Genomic DNA, 16,124 nt, shown 5'->3' on the forward strand with positions numbered 1-16,124 from the left:
TCGCTCCTACAGGGGGCGGGGGCGGGTCAGAACTCCAGGGTGGTGGATACGCTCACTTGCCGCGCATCACCCATGGAGACAAACATCCGGCTCGCCGCCGAGGTGTAGTAAACCCGGTCGAAGAGGTTTTTGACATTGAGCTGCACTTTGAGCTTTTGCCCTTCGAGCTGGGTGTCGTAGGTGGCAAAGGCATCGGCCACGGTGTAGGACGGCAGGTCGAAATCGTTCAGGGCGTCGCCTGCACGCTCACCCACATAGCGCGCTCCGGCACCGACCCGCAATTTGTCGCCGCCAACAATGTTGCCAAAGTCATAGACCGCCGATAGCGAGCCGCTGTTTTTAGCCACGTTCTGCAAGCGCATGCCCTGGTAGGTGGCGTCCTTGGTGACTTCGGCATCGGTGTAGGCATAACTGCCAATCAGGCTCCACTGTTCGCTCAACTGACCGCTGACATCCAGTTCCAGGCCGCGGGAGCTGACCTGGCCTGCCGTCGAGTACAACGTGTCATCACCCACGGTGGTGGATACCAGTACGTTGCGCTTTTTGATGTCGAACAGCGCCGCGCTGGCGGTGATGCGCCCCGGAATATCCAGTTTGGCCCCCAGTTCCCAGGACTTGGCCTGCTCCGGGGCGATGGCCGAATCCAGCACCACGCCGCCGGTCAGGGGAGCGATGCTGGAGTTGGGCTTGAACGATTCGGTGTAGCTGCCGTAGAACGACAATTCATCGCTGTATTGATAGACCAGACCCGCCCGCGGTATCCATTTGACGCCGTTGGTATCGGTGTTGGCCTTGAACGGGATGCCCTTGCCCGCGAGCTGGTCGTACTTCTGGAAACGGCCGCCTGCCACCAGAATCCATTTATCGGTCAGGTGGATGGAGTCCTGGGCGAACAATGAATCGCTGCGCAGCAAGTCGGTCTGGTTGCTGTCACTGGCGCTGACCGTGGTGCCCGCCACTTCGCGACCATATACCGGGTCGAGATAGCTGAACGGGTATTGGCTGTTCTGCCGAATCAGATCCGCACGATAGATTTTGCGGTACTCGTCATCCACCCCGAACACCAGATCATGCTGCATGCCCGCAACCTGAACCTTGCCTTGCAGGCTGGCAGTGGTGAAGCGGTCGGTGGTGATGGCGCCCTGGGTGCCATCCATTTTGCGGGTCAGGGTACCGCTGGCCGGGTCGACGGCAGTCACCCGGACCTGGCTGGCGTCGTAGGTTTCGCGGTTCCAGCTGTAGCCGAAATGGGCTTTCCAGTTGTCATTGAGGTCGTGATCGACTTCAAGGCGATACAGGTCCGAGCGCCCCTGCATGTTGTTGAAGGGTTCGTCGAGGCGGCGCGTGGCCGGGATATCCAGCGGATGATTGGTGGCCGGGTTGATCGCCGTGCCCCGGTCAAAGGGGGTCAGAAACTCGCGATGTTCGTAGGCCAGCAGCACCTGGGTGTTGTCGCCATACCAGGCCAGCGAAGGGGCGATCAGGGTCTCGCGGTGCAGGCCAAAGTTGCGCCAGTAATCTTCATCTTCGTGATCGATGATCATCCGGTAGGCCAGCCCGGAATCCCCCAGCGGTCCGGTGCTGTCCAGTGTCCCGCCACTGCCGTTTTTGCCGGCACCATAGCTGGAGCCTTTTACCGTCAGTGCGTTGTACTGCTGCAGTTGCGGCTTTTTGCTGACCACGTTGACCACCCCGCCCGGGTCCTGGATTCCGTAGAGCAAGGACGCCGGCCCCTTGAGCACTTCGACCCGCTCGGTGGCGGCATTCAGCGCCCGGCCCTGCACCAGCGGCATGCCATCGCGCATGATCGACCCGTCGCGGTTGTCGCCAAAGCCACGTTTCATTACCGAGTCCTGGGTCCCGCCCAGCGTGTTGCCCTGGGTGATGCCGCTGATATTGTTCAGCGCGTCATCCAGATTGCGCGGCACCTGGTCGCGAATGACCTGGGCGGCGACCACGTTGATGGTCTGCGGAATCTCCATCGACGTGCCCGTGCCACGCATCACCGAGGTGCTGGCCGGGGGCTGATAGCTGGTGTCACTGACGGCCTGGGAGGTGATGCTGGTGGCCCCCAGGTTCAGGGCGCCGGCCTCGGGTCGGGGTTCGAGGGCAAAGGTGCTGGCATCGGTGCGCCGTGCATTCAAGCCCGACTGCGCGAGCAACTGCTGCAACGCCTGCTCGGCACCCATGCGCCCTTCGACCGCAGGGGCTTGCAGGCCGAAGGGTGCTTCGTCGGTGTAGACCACACTGAGGCCGGTCAGCCGGCTGAAGTCGCTGAGGGCCCGGGGCAACGGCTCGGCCGGCAGATTGAAATCAAACAGAGCACCGGTTTGCTGCACAGTGGCACCGGCTGCCATGGCGACAGACAAAGGCGTTAACACCAGACCGGCCATCAAAGCCGAAACGCTCAACCACTGTTTAACCGAACCGCCTGCCGCTGACGTGGACTTCATGCTCATGACCTGTGTGCCAACCTGATACGGAATGCGAATTTTTCGCATTTTCAAGCACTACACGGATGGCCCCGGGGTTTACCTCACCCCTTGATTGAAAAAAATCCTGTGGGAGCTGGCAAGCCAGCTCCCACGATCAATCAACATGTATGAAACTCAACGCAGCACAATCACCCGCCCGAACAAGGTGTGCTGTTCAAACCCGAGCACGCCTTGCAGGGAGGCAAGCACTGCTTGCGGGTCCTGAGTGGGGAAGCTGGCGCTGATGCGGCGTGTGCCCAACTGGCTATTGAGCAACAGGATTTGCCCGGGGTAGTAGCGCCTCAGATCGGCCACCACATCGGCCAGCGGCGTCTTGTAGTAGCTCAGCGAGCCGCTGCGCCACGCCAGTCGGGCCTGACTGTCGACCTGTTGCACCGCATCGCTCACAGCACCGTCGGCATAGGCCACTTGCTGGTCAGCCGCAAGAATCTGCTGTGGCGCGTGCTCCCCCGCCTTGACCCCGACCCGGCCGGATAACACGGTAACTTGCACCCCGGCAGGCTGCAGCCGTACTTCAAACTCAGTGCCCAGTACCCGCGCTTCGCCACCACTGGCATCCACCACAAAGGGTTCGCCGGTATGGGTAACGTGGAAAAACGCAACCCCGCGCCGCAACTCCACATGCCGCTCACCAGCGCTGAAATTCACCGCAATGGCACTGTCGGCATCCAGCGTGACCCGTGACTGATCAGCCAGGGTCACGGTGCGTACCTGCCCCGGCGCGCTGACGTAATCGGCGCCAAGATTATCGAGCCAGCGTATCGGCTGCCAGCCCGCGAACACCCCGACCGTCAACAACAGGCACGCAGCAACCGCCAGCCCACTGGACCAGTGCTTGATTCTGCTGCGCCGGGAAACCTTGATCGCCGACAAGTAACCTTGCAACACCTGCGCCTCTTCGGCCGCCAAAGTACTGCCCGCCACTTCGCTCAGCTCCCATATCACTTGCGCCCGGGAGTACGCCTCGGCGTGGGCGGGATCGGCCAGCAGCCAACGGCTGAAGGTGGCTTGATCACCGCTGTCGGGCTGATCGTGCAACACACTGAGCCACGCCAGCGCGGTGCGCTCCTGTTCGGCAGTGACCGCAATATCCGGACGATTGATCACGGCGCGGCCCCTGCTGGCGGCTCACGCAAACTGGCCTTGCAGGCCTCCAGGGCGCGCATCATGTGTTTTTCGACGGCACTTTGAGACAGTCCCATGACCCTGGCGATATCGGCATAGGTACGACCGTGAATCCGGTTGAGCAAAAATATATGCCGGGTGCGCTCGGGCAGGCTGCGCAAGGCGGCCTCGACCTGGCGCAAGTCATTGCCCGCCTCCAGTGCTGCCTGGGGCTCGCAGCTGCGGGCGTCCGACTCGGGCTGCCAGTGCTGATTGATCCGCCCGCGAGCCCCTTCGCTGCGCAGATGGTCGATGGCGATATTTCCGGCGCTGCGCAGTAAATAAGTGCTGAGTTCTTCGACCTGTACCAGGGGCCGGCGCCAGAACCGCAGGAACAAGTCCTGAACCAGATCGGCCGCCGTAGCCCGGCATCCGACACGGCGGCTCACCAGGGCTTCCATTTGTAACCGCTGAGATAAAAACACCTGCAGAAAATGCGCTCGTCCATGACGCGTGTCACTGCCGGGGCCTTCATTGAGATCGGGAGAGGTCATGGGTGGGGGATCGGTATACAGGTCGAAAAGGAAAGCGATACTAATGATAAACATTATCAGATGCAAAAATAGATGACGGCCTGCAGCTACGGGTGTCGATTGAACCCGGAACCTGAGCCAGCCCCCGCAGGAGCGAGCTTTTCGCCATGATTGCAGACCGTTCGCGAGCAAGCTCGCTCCTGCAGCCTGATGCTGTTCTACATAATCTGAGCCGGCGAGCCGTCGTCGCATTTTGATATAAATCGACCATAGCCTGCACACGCGGGCTTGTCCGTCTCATCAAAGACTGACGCCGGTCATGGCTGGCGAGACTTGCAGAAAATAGTGCTTGAAATATTTGTTCATCGGCCCAAACACTGTAACTGAGCGATGACGAGGAACCTTTGAATACACGAGGCCGTCAGACCTCACACGAGCACGCTATATAAGGGAAGAATTATGCAAACTGAAGTCTTTTCCGATAAGAACATCGCCGTTGACGTACGTACCCAGAACTGGGTAACAGCGACAGTTGAAGTTACGCTCGAACGTCATTTGGAAGACCTGACTCGAGTCATCGTGCATGTCAGCGATGAAAACGGTGGCAAGTCAGGTACTAAAGACAAACGTTGCAAAATGGAGGCACGACCTAAAGGACACCAGCCATTTCTCGTTTCCCACGACGCTGATTCCCTGACAGAAGCGGTAGAAGGTGCCGCGACAAAACTGGAGCACAAGCTGGAGCACCTTTTCGGCAAGCTGCGTGGCAAACACACCCCTAAACTGGCCGTTGAAGGCTTTGAAGAAAAAGAGCCAAAACAGACTGCTGATGATTTGCTTGAAGAAGAGTTTTTGGAGAAAGAAAAAGAACTCGATAAAATCAGCTGATTCAGCGCCCAGAGCGTACTAAAAAGGGCGGGCTTACTTCGGTAAGCCCGCCCTTTTTTATGCTTTGAAGAAACTGCCGAGACGCAAATCTGCAGGAGACAAATTTACACAGCGTCTACAACTCGCCCTTCTCCACTTCCGGGTGTTCACCTGAACCTGCGCCGGTCTTGCGCCGGGGGTTCTCTATTTTCACCGACGGGAACTGCGACGATGCATAGCGCACCACCAGAATCGCCAGCGCCAGCAACAAGATCGCTCCGGTCAGGTACACCACGCCCATGTCCGGCGGGTTGTGATGGGAGACGTTGGAGATCAGCAAGCGGGTCAAGGCCGTAATCGCCACGTAAATCAGGAAACGTACCGGCATGTGGTTGGTCTTGAAATAAATTCCGACCATGGCGCCCAGTTCGAGGTAGATGAACAGCAGCAGAATGTCATCGATGGAGATATTGCCCTTCTCCACCATCTGCAAAAATTCCATCACCGCCGCCCAGGCAGTGACTGCGCCAATGGCAAACAACGCCATATAGTGGAAGGTCTCGACGAACAGATTGCCCATCGATTCGGCCAGTTCATGAACCTGGCGACGTAGCTTTTCAGCTTTGTTAACTCTCACGATGCAGCTCCTTGAATCGACTCGAACGGATCATCCGCATGTACATGGCCCTTTCTGCATGCAGAAATAAGGCCAGGCATCCCCAGTGAGATGGTGGCGGCCGGCTATTAGACACCTCGGATGCCCGCTGCGCACACCAATTGCGGCTAGAGTAAAAAAGCCGCTATTCAAATCCCGGGGATTGGCTTATTCTTTTCGCTGTATATAAATACAGTAATCGCTAGATAATTTACGTGAAGGCATATGAGGTGGTAAATGGCCGTCGAAGTGGTATACCGCAGCAGCCGAGATCTGGAGCGTTTGTTCATGGATAAAGCCGAAGCTGACCGTCATGACAAAATGCTGGAACTTGCAGAGTTGCTGGCTGAAGTATTGCAAAAAGCCGTGCCGTCGCTGAGCGAGCAGCAGGTCGAAGAAGCCGGCATTTACATGGCGAAAAACCGCGATGTGTTTGCCAAGGCCTTCAAGAGCCAGCCGGACGCCCTGTCCGAGTTGCTGGTCGAAAGCGAGTAACAGCACCGAGCCCTCGCTTGACTCTCCCCCTGGGGGCAGACCCTATCCTGAAAGGCCGTCTTTCAGGTTGGTGTAATGATGAGCAAGCGAGTACTGGTAATTCTGGGACATCCCTCTACCGACAGCTTTTGTGCAGCCCTGGCCGAGCGCTATGTCGAAACGGCCATTGGCGCCGGTCAGGATGTCCGCGTGTTGCATCTCGCAGCCCTGTGTTTCGATCCGGTGCTGCACGAGGGTTATAAACAGATCCAGCCGCTGGAGCCGGACTTGCTCAAGGCCCAGGCTGACATCACCTGGGCGGAGCATCTGGTACTGGTGTTTCCGGTCTGGTGGGGCGGGGTTCCGGCTTTGCTCAAAGGCTTTCTCGAGCGCATCCTGCTACCCGGCTTCGCCTTTAGCTACCGCAAGGGCAAAGCTTTTCCAGAGAAACTGTTGTCAGGACGCAGCGCCTGTCTGCTGGTGACCATGGACACCCCGCCCTGGTATTACAAATGGGTGTACTGCATGCCGGCATTGCATCAAATGCGCAGGACCACTCTGGCCTTTTGTGGCATAAAACCCCTCGTGACCCTGACATTCGGCCCGATTCTGGATTCAACCGCCAGGCAGCGGGACATTTGGCTCGGGCAAATCCGCAAACTCGCTGCCAGGTAAGGCTCCAATATGCGGGCGGCCATTAAAAAGGACTTTTCATGTACATCGGCAAAGCCGCCCAACGATCGGGCACCACCATCAAAAGCATTCGTCACTATGAAGACATCGGCCTGTTGCCGCCGCCGCAGCGCCGTGGCAACTATCGCTTCTACAGCGAGCAGAGTGTCGAGCGGCTGATGTTCATAAAATGCGCCCAGCAACTGGGCTTCAAACTGAAGGAAATGCTGGCGATTCTTGATGAGCACCACGGCCAGGCACTGCCATGGGATGTGGTGCGAAACGCCATCACCGACAAAAAACAGTCAGTGCTGGAGCAGATCCAGGCCCTGCACAACCAGCATGCCGGGCTGGTCGCGTTCGAGACCCGTTTTTTGGCCGCTGATCAATCCTGTCAGGCAAGCAACCTGCTGGAGCAGCCGGTGGATGCTCGATTGCTGGCAATGGCCTGAAGGTCTGGCTGTTCGGCTTAATCAGCTTCGTGGGCAAGCCTGCGCCTACGATGAGGTCGCAGTGCTTTTGGGGTACAACAACCGCTGCGCCAGCTCATCGGAAACCCGTGCCGGTGAACGCTTCTCGGCCTGGGCGTGGGCGTAGATGCCCGTCAGGCGCTGGCTGATACGCAACAACTGCTGGTTAATGGCCTCGGGGGTCGCGCCTTCATGGGTCAGCGCCATGTAAATCAGACCGCCCGAATTGATCACATAGTCAGGCGCATACAATATCCCCCGACGTTCGAGCTGATCGGCAACTTGCAGGTTGGTCAGCTGGTTGTTCGCACAGCCGGCCACTGCCGAGCAACGCAATTGCGCCACGCTGTGCCAGTTCAGCACGCCGCCCAGGCCGCAGGGTGCAAGAATGTCACAGGGGGTGCTGAGCAAGGCTTCACAGGCAACCGGATGGGCGCCAAGCTGATCCATGGCCAGGCGAACTTTACCGGGATCGGTATCGCACACCAGCAACTCGGCACCCGCCGCATGCAGTTGCTCGGCCAGGGCGTAACCGACCTTGCCCAGCCCCTGCACGGCAACCCGCAATCCTTCCAGGTTGTCACTGCCCAGACGCGACGACGCAGTGCTGCGAATACCGGCAAACACCCCCATCGCCGTATGCGGTGACGGGTCGCCTGCCGCAGTGGTACTGGTTACGTGGCGGGTGCTCTGGGCAATGCAATCCATATCGGCGGTAGAGGTGCCGCTGTCGATCGCGGTGATATAGCGTCCATCGAGTTGCTCGACACAGCGACCGAATGCTTCAAACAGCGCCGCGCGACTTTCGACATGGGCCGCCCGCATGACGACTGCCTTGGCGCCGCCCACCGCCAAACCGGCCAGCGCCGCTTTATAGCTCATGTCCTGGGCCAGGCGGATGGCATCGTTGACTGCACTTTCATCGTTGGGATACGCCAGATAACGGCAGCCACCCAGGGCGGGGCCCAGACGACTGCTATGAATGGCAATCACTGCCTTGAGCCCGGTGACAGGATCGACACTGAGGTGCAACGACTCCACATGAGCACTTTGCATGAGAGCAAACATTAACCAGCCCTCGAACGATAAAAGGTAAACGCCAGTATAGGTGGCGCCAGAAAAATCGTTGAAGTGCGCAGGAATAAGTCTGAGCTGTTTTCAGGGTTTCAGACATAACCTGCCGGGGCTACAGTTTGTGCGTCTGAACCCCGGCCCGGCCATTGTCTTGTGTGCCGCTAGGCGGGTGTATCCGGTTGCCGCGCGGGGTGTGCAGCGACAAACGCGGGGTGCTGCTCTGCCAATGCCGCAACCCGGGCGATCCGCGGGTATGGCACCAGCGATACCTTGAAGCGCTCAGCCGCATACAGCTGCGGGATCAGGTACACATCCGCCAGCCCGGGCTCCGGGCCGAAGCAATAGCCGCTATCGCCAATCAGTTGTTCAATGGCCGCCAGGCCCTGGCTGACCCAGTGACCTATCCATTGCATGACCTGCTCTTCGGTCTGCCCCGTCTGGCGCAGTTGATTGAGCACGCTGACGTTGTGCAGCGGATGAATATCACAGGCCACCAGGGCTGCCACCGCACGTTCGCGGGCACGGGTGTCCAGATCTTCGGACAGCAACGCCACCTGCGGATACCGCTCCTCGAGGTATTCGATAATCGCCGGGGACTGGGTCAGCACCCTGCCCTCCTCCGTACGCAAGGCCGGTACCCGGCCTTGGGGATTGATCGCCAGATATGCCGGCTGGCGGTGCTCGCCGCCGCCAGCGGCAATCAGGTTGACCGGCACCGCCTGATAATCCAGACCTTTAAGCGCCAGCGCGATCCTCACCCGGTAGGACGAGGTCGAGCGGTAGTAGGTAAAGAGTTGCATGGCTCGCTCCTTTAGCGCGCAGCGACGACCTTGCCCCGGCATTCGCCAAAACCGATGGAGGCATACCCTTCACGGGTGCAACGGGCACGCAGGATGATTTCGTCGCCGTCCTCAAGGAACTTGCGAACCTCGCCCGACGCCAGTTCGATCGGGTGTTTACCGCCCTCGGTGATTTCCAGCAGGCTGCCCAGTTGCGAGCGGTCAGGGCCCGACAGGGTGCCCGAACCGAACAGGTCGCCCGATTGCAGCTGGCAACCGTTGACACTGTGGTGAGCCACCAGCTGCGCGGCAGTCCAGTACATGTTCAGACTGTTGCTCAAGCCCAGTCGATGGGCCGGCAGATTTTGTTCACGCATCCCCTGGGTCAGCAGTAGCACTTCGAGCTCGATGCCCAACGCGCCCTGGCCCTGATCCTTGGGATCGAGCAAGTACGCCAGGGGCTGCGGGTCGCCTTCAGGACGGGCCGGCTGCGCGCGGCGGAACGGCTCCAGCGCTTCGGCCGTCACCACCCACGGGGAAATGCTGGTGATGAAGCTTTTGGACAGGAACGGCCCCAGCGGCTGGTATTCCCAGGCCTGGATATCACGCGCCGACCAGTCGTTGAGCAGGCAGAAACCGGCAATGTGTTCGCCCGCTTCGCTGACCGGGATGGCATCCCCCAGGTCATTGCCCTGGCCAATCCAGATACCCAGTTCCAGTTCGTAATCCAGACGTGCACAGGGCCCAAAAGTCGGCTCGGTCTGACCGGCGGGCAAGGTTTGTCCTTTAGGACGACGCACCTCGGCACCCGATGCGCGAATGGTGGAAGCGCGGCCGTGGTAGCCGATTGGCACGTACTTATAGTTGGGCAGCAAAGGATTGTCAGGGCGAAACAGTTTGCCGACGTTTTTCGCGTGTTCGATGCCGACATAAAAATCGGTGTAGTCACCGATTTTGGCCGGCAGGTGTAATTGGCAATCCGCCGCCAGCGGTAGCAGTTTCGCACCCTGGGCTTCGATCTTGCCCCGCAGGGTGCTGCCCTCGCCCAGCAGCTCCAGCAAGCGTTCGCGCAGGGCTACCCGGGCACTGCGGCCCAACGCAAAATAGGTATTCAAGGCGCCGCCCAGCGAGGCTTCCACCGCGACCTTGGCCTGACCTTCAAACAAACCGGCAGCCAGCGCCGCCTCAAGATCAAAAATGTGCTCGCCGATGGCGATACCGCTACGGGGCGCCGAGCCATTAAGGCTGAAGATCCCCATGGGCAAGTTTTGCAACGGGAAATCACTGTGGCCGTTGGCGGAGGCGATCCAGCTGCGGGTAAATGTGGACTGGGTCATGTTTATCTCCGATTCGGGTTGAAGGTTGTGGGCAGCGAAGCCCAGCAAGCGTCGTAACTGGATTGCAACTGCGGGCATTCAAGGGCGAACCGGCTGGGGCGCAACACCTGGCTGGTCTCAAACATAAAGGCCATGGTGTTGTCGATTTTGCTCGGTTGCAGCTCTGCTGCAATGGCATTGGTACAGGTTTCGGCGTCCGGGCCATGGGCGCTCATGCAGCTGTGCAGCGAAGCACCGCCGGGCAGGAACCCCTCGGCCTTGGCGTCGTAACTGCCCTGGATCAGGCCCATGAACTCGTTCATCAGGTTGCGGTGGAACCATGGTGGCCGGAAGGTGTTTTCAGCCACCATCCAGCGCGGCGGAAAGATCACGAAGTCGAGGTTGGCCAGACCCGGCACGCTGGTGGGCGAGGTCAATACCGTGAAGATCGAGGGGTCGGGATGATCGAAGCTGACGGTGCCAATGGTGTTGAAGCGCCGCAGGTCATATTTGTACGGCACGTTATTGCCATGCCAGGCGACCACGTTGAGTGGCGAGTGATCCAGCTCGCAACCCCACAGCTCACCGAGGAATTTTTGCACCAGAGGGGTCGGTTGCCCGTTATGTTCGTAGTGGGCCACCGGGGCCAGAAAATCCCTGGGATTGGCCAGGCCATTGCTGCCAATGGGGCCCAGATCCGGCAGGCGCAGCGGCGCACCATGGTTTTCGGCCACGTAGCCACGGGCTTGCGGGTCGAGCAGTTCAACACGGAACTTGAGGCCACGGGGGATCACGGCAATCTCCAGGGGCTCAAGCTCCAGCACTCCCAACTCGGTCGCAATCCGTAGACGGCCCTGCTCAGGCACCAGCAGCAATTCACCGTCGGCGTTGAAGAACACGCGCCGCATCGAGGTGTTCGCGCAGTAGCTGTAAATGCTGATACCCGCAGGTTTGTCCGCAGCGCCATTGGCCGCCATAGCCACCAGACCGTCAATGAAATCTGTGGCCTCATCCGGGATTGGCAGCGGGTTCCAGCGCAGGCGATTGGGGGTTACCGGGCCCAATCCGCCGCCGCCCAGTTGCCGCCCGAGCTTGACGAATGCCGGGTGGTTGGCTGATGGCTTGATCCGGTACATCCAGGTGCGGCGCGATTCGCTGCGTGCCATGGTGAACGCGGTACCCGACAACAACTCGGTGTACAGGCCGTAAGGGACTTGTTGCGGGGAGTTCTGGCCGACCGGCAACGCGCCGGGCAATGCTTCGCTGCTGAATTCATTGCCAAACCCGGATTGATACACGGGATCGGACAAAGACGAGTCGAGGTTCATGGCGCCTCCAGTGTGGAGAATACAGCTGACTGCGCCCGGCCCGAAAACAGCTTGCGCGTCGCTGCGTTATTTTTATCGTAATTCAATTACGTATAACGTAATTTGATTGGTATTAAGCGTCAAGCTATAAAGACGCCCATTCGTCCCGAGATCCCAGCAGCCCATGGAAAAGCCACGCAGCAGTAACGACAGCACTGGCAAACAGAAAGTGCGCTCCGCCGAAGTCGGCACTGACATCCTCAAGGCCCTGGCCGAGCTGTCACCTTCCACTTCCCTGTCGCGTCTGGCCGAGCACGTGCAAATGCCGGCGAGCAAGGTGCATCGCTACTTGCAGGCATTAATCGCCAGTGGTTTTGCCGAGCAGAATGCAGCCACCAATCATTACGGACTGGGGCGTGAGGCGTTACGTGTGGGGCTGGCCGCACTCAACAGCATGGATGTGCTGAAAGTCGCCGCCCTGCCCATGGCCGAACTGCGCGATGACTTGAATGAAACCTGCTTTCTGGCGGTGTGGGGCAATCAGGGGGCAACCGTGGTGCATATTGAAGCCGCGGTTCGCGCAGTCACGGTGGTGACCAAACTGGGTTCGGTGCTGCCCCTGCTGAGTTCGTCCACGGGGCTGGTGTTCAATGCCTTTCTGCCTGACCGGGAAACCGCCACATTGCGCGAGCTGGAGTTGCAAACCGATAAAATTCATCCGCTGAAAAAACCTGAAACCTACGCCGCAACCGGTGTACAGATCCGTGAACGGGGATTGCATTTTGTCCATGGCTTGCTGATGCCCGGGGTCGATGCATTATCGGCACCGGTGTTTGATGCCACCGGTCATGTGGCTGGCGTACTGACCGTGGTCGGGCCGGCGTCGCTGTTCCATGCCGATGAAAACGGCCCCGCAGCCAAGCGGCTGCTGGAAGCGAGCACGGCCATCAGCTGGCGGATGGGTTATCAACCGGGTTAACAACGCCTGCCGCGGTATAACTGTGGCGCCTGGTTCGGCTTTCGACTATTGCCGAAGCGGTAACAGAGATTGTCGAAAAGCGGCCTTACTCCATAACAAGACAGCCATTATTCTTATCGAACTTTCCGGCACGGCTGCCGGTCACACGGATTGAGTCAACTCGACTCTCCCCCAGATTTACCCTGACGTTGATTTGTTGCTCCTTGATGAACGTCTTCGTTGGCCGCTGTCCTTCAGCGGCCTTTTTTATGCCCGGAATTTGCCGCGGTTCAAAGCAGCAGCATCAGCAATGGCGCCGCAAACAGGTTGAGGATCCCGGTGAGGACCATGACCAGCCCCGCCACTGACCCCTCTTCACTGCCGACCTCGCGGGCGCGGCTGACCCCCGCTCCGTGGGCCCCGATGCCGAACAGGGCACCCCGCGCCAGACTGCTGCGCAGCGGTAGCCACTTGAGCAGAATCCCCCCCAGCAGTGCGCCAAATACACCGGTAAACATTACGAACACCGCAGTCAGTTCGGGGACTCCGCCCAGGTGTTGGGCCAGGGGCATGGCGAACGGCGTGGTGATGGAACGGGGCACCAAAGACATGGTCAGCGATGTGTCGAGCGCCAGTGCCCTGGCCAGCCAGAATGAGCTGCCAATGGAGGCCACACTCCCCGCCAGCATCCCCAGCAACAAGGCGACCCAATGCCGCGCCAGCAACTTGCGCTGCTGCCAGATCGGCACGGCGAAGGCCACTGTCACCGGGCCCAATACCAGCATCAACCAATGGGTATCGCTTGAGTACTCGGCATAGGCGGTGTGTAGCGGTACGGCCACTGCGAGCAACAGGGCAGGCACCAGAATCAGCGGCGACAGCAGATAGCGCCCGGTGCGCCGGTATAGCCAGCGGCTCAGACCGTAGGCCCCGAGGGTGAGGATCAGCCAGAACACAGGCATCCATTCAAACTTCATGGCGCAGTCTCCAGCGGCATACGGCTTCGACGGTAAAGGCGGTCACCACCATGACCAACAAGGTGCTGACCCCGATCACCAGCAATATCCGCCATCCGTCATCGCGTACCAGTGCGCCGTAGTCGAGCAGGCTCATCAGCGCCGGGATGAAGAACAGCAACATTTCGGCCATCAATACCCCGGCACCCAATTGCAGGGTCGCCGGGTTGATCAGCCCCAGGGCAAATGCCAGCAGCAGCAAGACCATGCCAATCACCCCGCCGGGTATTGGCAGGTGCCACCACGCCGCGATCTGACAGCCGAGAAAATAAATGGCCAGCAATACCGCCACCTCACTGACCAGACGGGCAAAGCGTTTTACATCGAAGCGTTTCATATGGGTTCCAGTGCAGACTGGACTTCAGTTTAAAGACAGGCCTTCCATCCCTAAAACGAATTGTTAGACTGGAAGCTATTCCAAAACGGAATCACGCACATGGAATTCAAACAACTGCGCACATTCGTTGAAGTGGCGCGTCAGGGCGGGTTTACCCAGGCCGCCCATCTGCTGCATATCAGCCAGTCAGCGGTGAGTAAACAGGTGGCGCAACTTGAGCAGAACCTTGGCACGCCACTGTTCGATCGCCTGGGTTCGCAGGTGCGCCTGACGGCGGCGGGAAATGTGGTGCTGCAGCGCGCAGAAGGCATGCTGCGCCTGCACAATGAGCTGCTCAGCGAGCTGGACGACTTGAGCCAGTTGACCCGGGGCGAGTTACGGGTAGGGCTGCCGCTACTGGGCAGTAATACCTTGTTCGCCAGCCTGTTTGCCGAGTACCGGCGGCGTTACCCCAATATTCAGGTGCAACTGCTCGAAGGCGGCAGCATGCATATTGAGCAGGCGGTGATGAGCGGAGAACTGGAGCTGGGCGGCAGTCTGACCCCGAAAAACCCGCTGTTCGGCTATCAACCGTTTTGCGATGAACCGCTGGATGCGCTGCTGCCGGAGGATCATCCGCTTGCACAGGACGGCAGCGTGCGTCTGGAGCAATTGGCCGATACACCGTTTTTGCTCTACCAGCGCAGCTTCATGCTCAACGAGCGTTTGCTGCAGGCGTGCCATCAATCGGGCTTCACACCCAAAGAAGGTGGCCGCAGCGGGCAATCGGATTTTTTAGTGGCGCTGGTGGCCGCCGGACAAGGCGTGGTGCTGCTGCCCAGCGTGGTGGCCCGGGCTCTGGTACGGCCGGGGGTCGTGCGTTTGAAGCTGATCGCGCCGGATTACCTGCGCTGGGATATCGCCTTTATCTGGCGCGACGGGGCTTATTTGTCGCGGGCAGCCCAAGCCTGGCTGGAGCTGCTGCGCGAGCGGCCGGTTATTGCGTCAGTGCCTTGATCAAGTCCTGCAGCCAGGGCTCGGCGTCCTCTTCCGGGGTAACGGTGACGCTGGAGTCCAGGCGCAGCATGGGCTGCACCTCGCGCAGCCCCAGCTCTGCGAACAGCTCACGGATTTGCTCGCCGCCGCCGCAGAAAGTGTCGCCATAACTTTCATCACCAAGGGCGATCACGGCACCGGGCAAGCCACGCCAGGCGGCCGGCAGCAGATCACGGATCTCGCAGTACAACGGCATCAGGTTGTCGGGCAGCTCGCCCATGCCCGTGGTCGAGGTGACGGCCAAAAAGGCTTCAGGAGCGAAGGCCTGAATATCTGCCAGGCGGGCGCGAGGATTGAGCAAAACCTCAAAGCCGGCATCGGTCAGCAGTTGTCTGGCGTTGCGGGCGACTTCTTCTGCGGTGCCGTACACCGAGCCGGAAAGGATGGCGACTTTCATCAATCTGATCCTGTAACTGACTAAAAGTCCGGGATATTAGCAGGTGAGGCGCAGCTTTCGGTGATGGCACGTAGACTGCACCTGCGACCGGCTTAAAATGCCAGCACTTTGCCGCCCCTCCGGAGAACCCCACGATGATTACTTCCCACTTGTTGCAACGCATGGTGGACGCGTCCCAGGACGGCATTGTGATTGCCGAACAGGAAGGCGAAGACAACATTCTGATTTACGTGAACAAGGCGTTTGAAACGCTCACCGGTTACAGCAGCGACGATATCTTGTATCAGGACTGTCGCTTTTTGCAGGCCGGTGACCGCGATCAAACCGGCCTGCAATTGATCCGCGATGCCATCGCCAGCGGCCAGCCGACTCGCCAGATACTGCGCAACTATCGCAAGGATGGTGCGCATTTCTGGAACGAGCTGTCGATCACCCCCGTGTTTAACGAGAACGATCAGCTCACCTACTTTATTGGCGTGCAAAAAGATGTCACGGCCCAGGTCAAAGCCCAACAGCGGGTTGCGCAACTGGAAGCCGAACTGGCCGGGGTAAAAGCCGAACTCCAGGCGCTCAAGGCGACGAACGGAGTTAACAAAACACAGATTTGAGGGTCTTAGTCTCACCTGCGCTGATTT

At 59.5% G+C, this 16,124-nt stretch carries 18 protein-coding genes; 7 read left to right on the plus strand and 11 right to left on the minus strand.

The genetic code is table 11. The features are described 5' to 3' along the window. Window positions 1-26: 26 nt before the first annotated feature. The 3 genes from B195_RS18420 to B195_RS18430 all read right to left on the minus strand — a co-directional run bounded on the left by B195_RS18420 (window position 27) and on the right by B195_RS18430 (window position 4,153). Window positions 27-2,453 (minus strand): TonB-dependent receptor, encoded by a 2,427-nt coding sequence (locus B195_RS18420; RefSeq protein WP_037001367.1) that lies wholly within the window; start codon window positions 2,451-2,453, stop codon window positions 27-29. 156 nt (window positions 2,454-2,609) lie between these two features. Next, window positions 2,610-3,602, minus strand: a complete 993-nt coding sequence (locus tag B195_RS18425) for a FecR family protein (protein WP_003439992.1) — start codon at window positions 3,600-3,602, stop codon at window positions 2,610-2,612. Then, window positions 3,599-4,153 carry an RNA polymerase sigma factor gene (locus B195_RS18430; protein ID WP_083912783.1) on the minus strand — a complete coding sequence of 185 codons (555 nt, stop codon included), beginning with the start codon at window positions 4,151-4,153 and terminating at the stop codon, window positions 3,599-3,601. The genes B195_RS18425 and B195_RS18430 overlap by 4 nt, the downstream gene beginning before the upstream one ends. A 438-nt stretch (window positions 4,154-4,591) precedes the next feature. On the opposite strand from B195_RS18430, the gene B195_RS18435 reads away from it, so the two are divergent. Next, the gene (locus tag B195_RS18435; RefSeq protein ID WP_003439990.1) at window positions 4,592-5,020 is read left to right on the plus strand and encodes an HPF/RaiA family ribosome-associated protein; all 429 of its coding nucleotides are present in this window, start codon (window positions 4,592-4,594) and stop codon (window positions 5,018-5,020) included. 115 nt (window positions 5,021-5,135) lie between these two features. Here B195_RS18435 and B195_RS18440 read toward each other — a convergent pair whose 3' ends face one another. Beyond that, window positions 5,136-5,636 (minus strand): phosphate-starvation-inducible protein PsiE, encoded by a 501-nt coding sequence (locus B195_RS18440; protein ID WP_003439989.1) that lies wholly within the window; start codon window positions 5,634-5,636, stop codon window positions 5,136-5,138. Between the two features lie 255 nt (window positions 5,637-5,891). Here B195_RS18440 and B195_RS18445 point away from each other — a divergent pair, with 255 nt between their 5' ends. From B195_RS18445 to B195_RS18455, 3 genes are all read left to right on the plus strand, one after another. After that, window positions 5,892-6,149, plus strand: coding sequence for a YebG family protein (locus B195_RS18445; protein ID WP_003439988.1), 258 nt, complete (start codon window positions 5,892-5,894; stop codon window positions 6,147-6,149). Between the two features lie 78 nt (window positions 6,150-6,227). Beyond that, window positions 6,228-6,803: an NAD(P)H-dependent oxidoreductase gene (locus tag B195_RS18450; protein ID WP_003439987.1), complete on the plus strand. Its 576-nt coding sequence runs from the start codon at window positions 6,228-6,230 to the stop codon at window positions 6,801-6,803. A gap of 38 nt (window positions 6,804-6,841) precedes the next feature. Continuing rightward, complete coding sequence (locus B195_RS18455; RefSeq protein WP_003439986.1) at window positions 6,842-7,252, plus strand: MerR family transcriptional regulator; 411 nt, start codon at window positions 6,842-6,844, stop codon at window positions 7,250-7,252. 45 nt (window positions 7,253-7,297) lie between these two features. Here the strand turns inward: B195_RS18455 and B195_RS18460 are convergent, their stop codons facing one another. From B195_RS18460 to hmgA, 4 genes are all read right to left on the minus strand, one after another. Then, window positions 7,298-8,338: a Glu/Leu/Phe/Val dehydrogenase dimerization domain-containing protein gene (locus B195_RS18460; RefSeq protein ID WP_003439985.1), complete on the minus strand. Its 1,041-nt coding sequence runs from the start codon at window positions 8,336-8,338 to the stop codon at window positions 7,298-7,300. A gap of 167 nt (window positions 8,339-8,505) precedes the next feature. Further along, window positions 8,506-9,144: a maleylacetoacetate isomerase gene (gene maiA / locus B195_RS18465; protein ID WP_003439984.1), complete on the minus strand. Its 639-nt coding sequence runs from the start codon at window positions 9,142-9,144 to the stop codon at window positions 8,506-8,508. Between the two features lie 11 nt (window positions 9,145-9,155). Further along, a complete protein-coding gene (gene fahA, locus B195_RS18470; protein WP_003439982.1) occupies window positions 9,156-10,460 on the minus strand; it encodes a fumarylacetoacetase in 1,305 nt (434 codons plus the stop codon). A gap of 2 nt (window positions 10,461-10,462) precedes the next feature. Beyond that, window positions 10,463-11,767: a homogentisate 1,2-dioxygenase gene (hmgA, locus tag B195_RS18475; protein WP_003439980.1), complete on the minus strand. Its 1,305-nt coding sequence runs from the start codon at window positions 11,765-11,767 to the stop codon at window positions 10,463-10,465. Between the two features lie 163 nt (window positions 11,768-11,930). Here hmgA and B195_RS18480 point away from each other — a divergent pair, with 163 nt between their 5' ends. After that, window positions 11,931-12,725: an IclR family transcriptional regulator gene (locus B195_RS18480; RefSeq protein ID WP_003439978.1), complete on the plus strand. Its 795-nt coding sequence runs from the start codon at window positions 11,931-11,933 to the stop codon at window positions 12,723-12,725. A gap of 269 nt (window positions 12,726-12,994) precedes the next feature. Here the strand turns inward: B195_RS18480 and B195_RS18485 are convergent, their stop codons facing one another. Together B195_RS18485 and B195_RS18490 are read right to left on the minus strand one after the other, a co-directional pair. Then, a complete protein-coding gene (locus B195_RS18485; RefSeq protein WP_003439976.1) occupies window positions 12,995-13,681 on the minus strand; it encodes an LrgB family protein in 687 nt (228 codons plus the stop codon). Next, the gene (locus B195_RS18490; protein ID WP_003439974.1) at window positions 13,671-14,057 is read right to left on the minus strand and encodes a CidA/LrgA family protein; all 387 of its coding nucleotides are present in this window, start codon (window positions 14,055-14,057) and stop codon (window positions 13,671-13,673) included. The genes B195_RS18485 and B195_RS18490 overlap by 11 nt, the downstream gene beginning before the upstream one ends. Before the next feature lie 99 nt (window positions 14,058-14,156). On the opposite strand from B195_RS18490, the gene B195_RS18495 reads away from it, so the two are divergent. Next, the gene (locus B195_RS18495) at window positions 14,157-15,053 is read left to right on the plus strand and encodes a LysR family transcriptional regulator (RefSeq protein WP_003439970.1); all 897 of its coding nucleotides are present in this window, start codon (window positions 14,157-14,159) and stop codon (window positions 15,051-15,053) included. On the opposite strand, the gene B195_RS18500 is transcribed toward B195_RS18495, so the two are convergent. After that, window positions 15,034-15,489 (minus strand): flavodoxin, encoded by a 456-nt coding sequence (locus B195_RS18500; RefSeq protein WP_003439968.1) that lies wholly within the window; start codon window positions 15,487-15,489, stop codon window positions 15,034-15,036. The two genes, B195_RS18495 and B195_RS18500, sit on opposite strands and share 20 nt — an antisense overlap. A gap of 134 nt (window positions 15,490-15,623) precedes the next feature. Here B195_RS18500 and B195_RS18505 point away from each other — a divergent pair, with 134 nt between their 5' ends. After that, window positions 15,624-16,097: a PAS domain-containing protein gene (locus B195_RS18505; protein WP_003439967.1), complete on the plus strand. Its 474-nt coding sequence runs from the start codon at window positions 15,624-15,626 to the stop codon at window positions 16,095-16,097. Window positions 16,098-16,124 lie beyond the last annotated feature (27 nt).

This window comes from Pseudomonas sp. Lz4W, assembly GCF_000346225.2.
GTDB lineage: Bacteria > Pseudomonadota > Gammaproteobacteria > Pseudomonadales > Pseudomonadaceae > Aquipseudomonas > Aquipseudomonas paraversuta.

Coding starts and splice junctions, on each gene's coding strand:
- B195_RS18435 (WP_003439990.1), top strand. CDS start 4,592: ATGCAAACTGAAGTCTTTTCCGATAAGAACATCGCCGTTGACGTACGT.
- B195_RS18485 (WP_003439976.1), bottom strand. CDS start 13,681: ATGAAGTTTGAATGGATGCCTGTGTTCTGGCTGATCCTCACCCTCGGG.
- B195_RS18420 (WP_037001367.1), bottom strand. CDS start 2,453: ATGAAGTCCACGTCAGCGGCAGGCGGTTCGGTTAAACAGTGGTTGAGC.
- B195_RS18455 (WP_003439986.1), top strand. CDS start 6,842: ATGTACATCGGCAAAGCCGCCCAACGATCGGGCACCACCATCAAAAGC.
- B195_RS18445 (WP_003439988.1), top strand. CDS start 5,892: ATGGCCGTCGAAGTGGTATACCGCAGCAGCCGAGATCTGGAGCGTTTG.
- maiA (WP_003439984.1), bottom strand. CDS start 9,144: ATGCAACTCTTTACCTACTACCGCTCGACCTCGTCCTACCGGGTGAGG.
- B195_RS18480 (WP_003439978.1), top strand. CDS start 11,931: ATGGAAAAGCCACGCAGCAGTAACGACAGCACTGGCAAACAGAAAGTG.
- hmgA (WP_003439980.1), bottom strand. CDS start 11,767: ATGAACCTCGACTCGTCTTTGTCCGATCCCGTGTATCAATCCGGGTTT.
- B195_RS18450 (WP_003439987.1), top strand. CDS start 6,228: ATGAGCAAGCGAGTACTGGTAATTCTGGGACATCCCTCTACCGACAGC.
- B195_RS18495 (WP_003439970.1), top strand. CDS start 14,157: ATGGAATTCAAACAACTGCGCACATTCGTTGAAGTGGCGCGTCAGGGC.
- B195_RS18430 (WP_083912783.1), bottom strand. CDS start 4,153: ATGACCTCTCCCGATCTCAATGAAGGCCCCGGCAGTGACACGCGTCAT.
- B195_RS18490 (WP_003439974.1), bottom strand. CDS start 14,057: ATGAAACGCTTCGATGTAAAACGCTTTGCCCGTCTGGTCAGTGAGGTG.
- B195_RS18460 (WP_003439985.1), bottom strand. CDS start 8,338: ATGTTTGCTCTCATGCAAAGTGCTCATGTGGAGTCGTTGCACCTCAGT.
- B195_RS18505 (WP_003439967.1), top strand. CDS start 15,624: ATGATTACTTCCCACTTGTTGCAACGCATGGTGGACGCGTCCCAGGAC.
- B195_RS18500 (WP_003439968.1), bottom strand. CDS start 15,489: ATGAAAGTCGCCATCCTTTCCGGCTCGGTGTACGGCACCGCAGAAGAA.
- fahA (WP_003439982.1), bottom strand. CDS start 10,460: ATGACCCAGTCCACATTTACCCGCAGCTGGATCGCCTCCGCCAACGGC.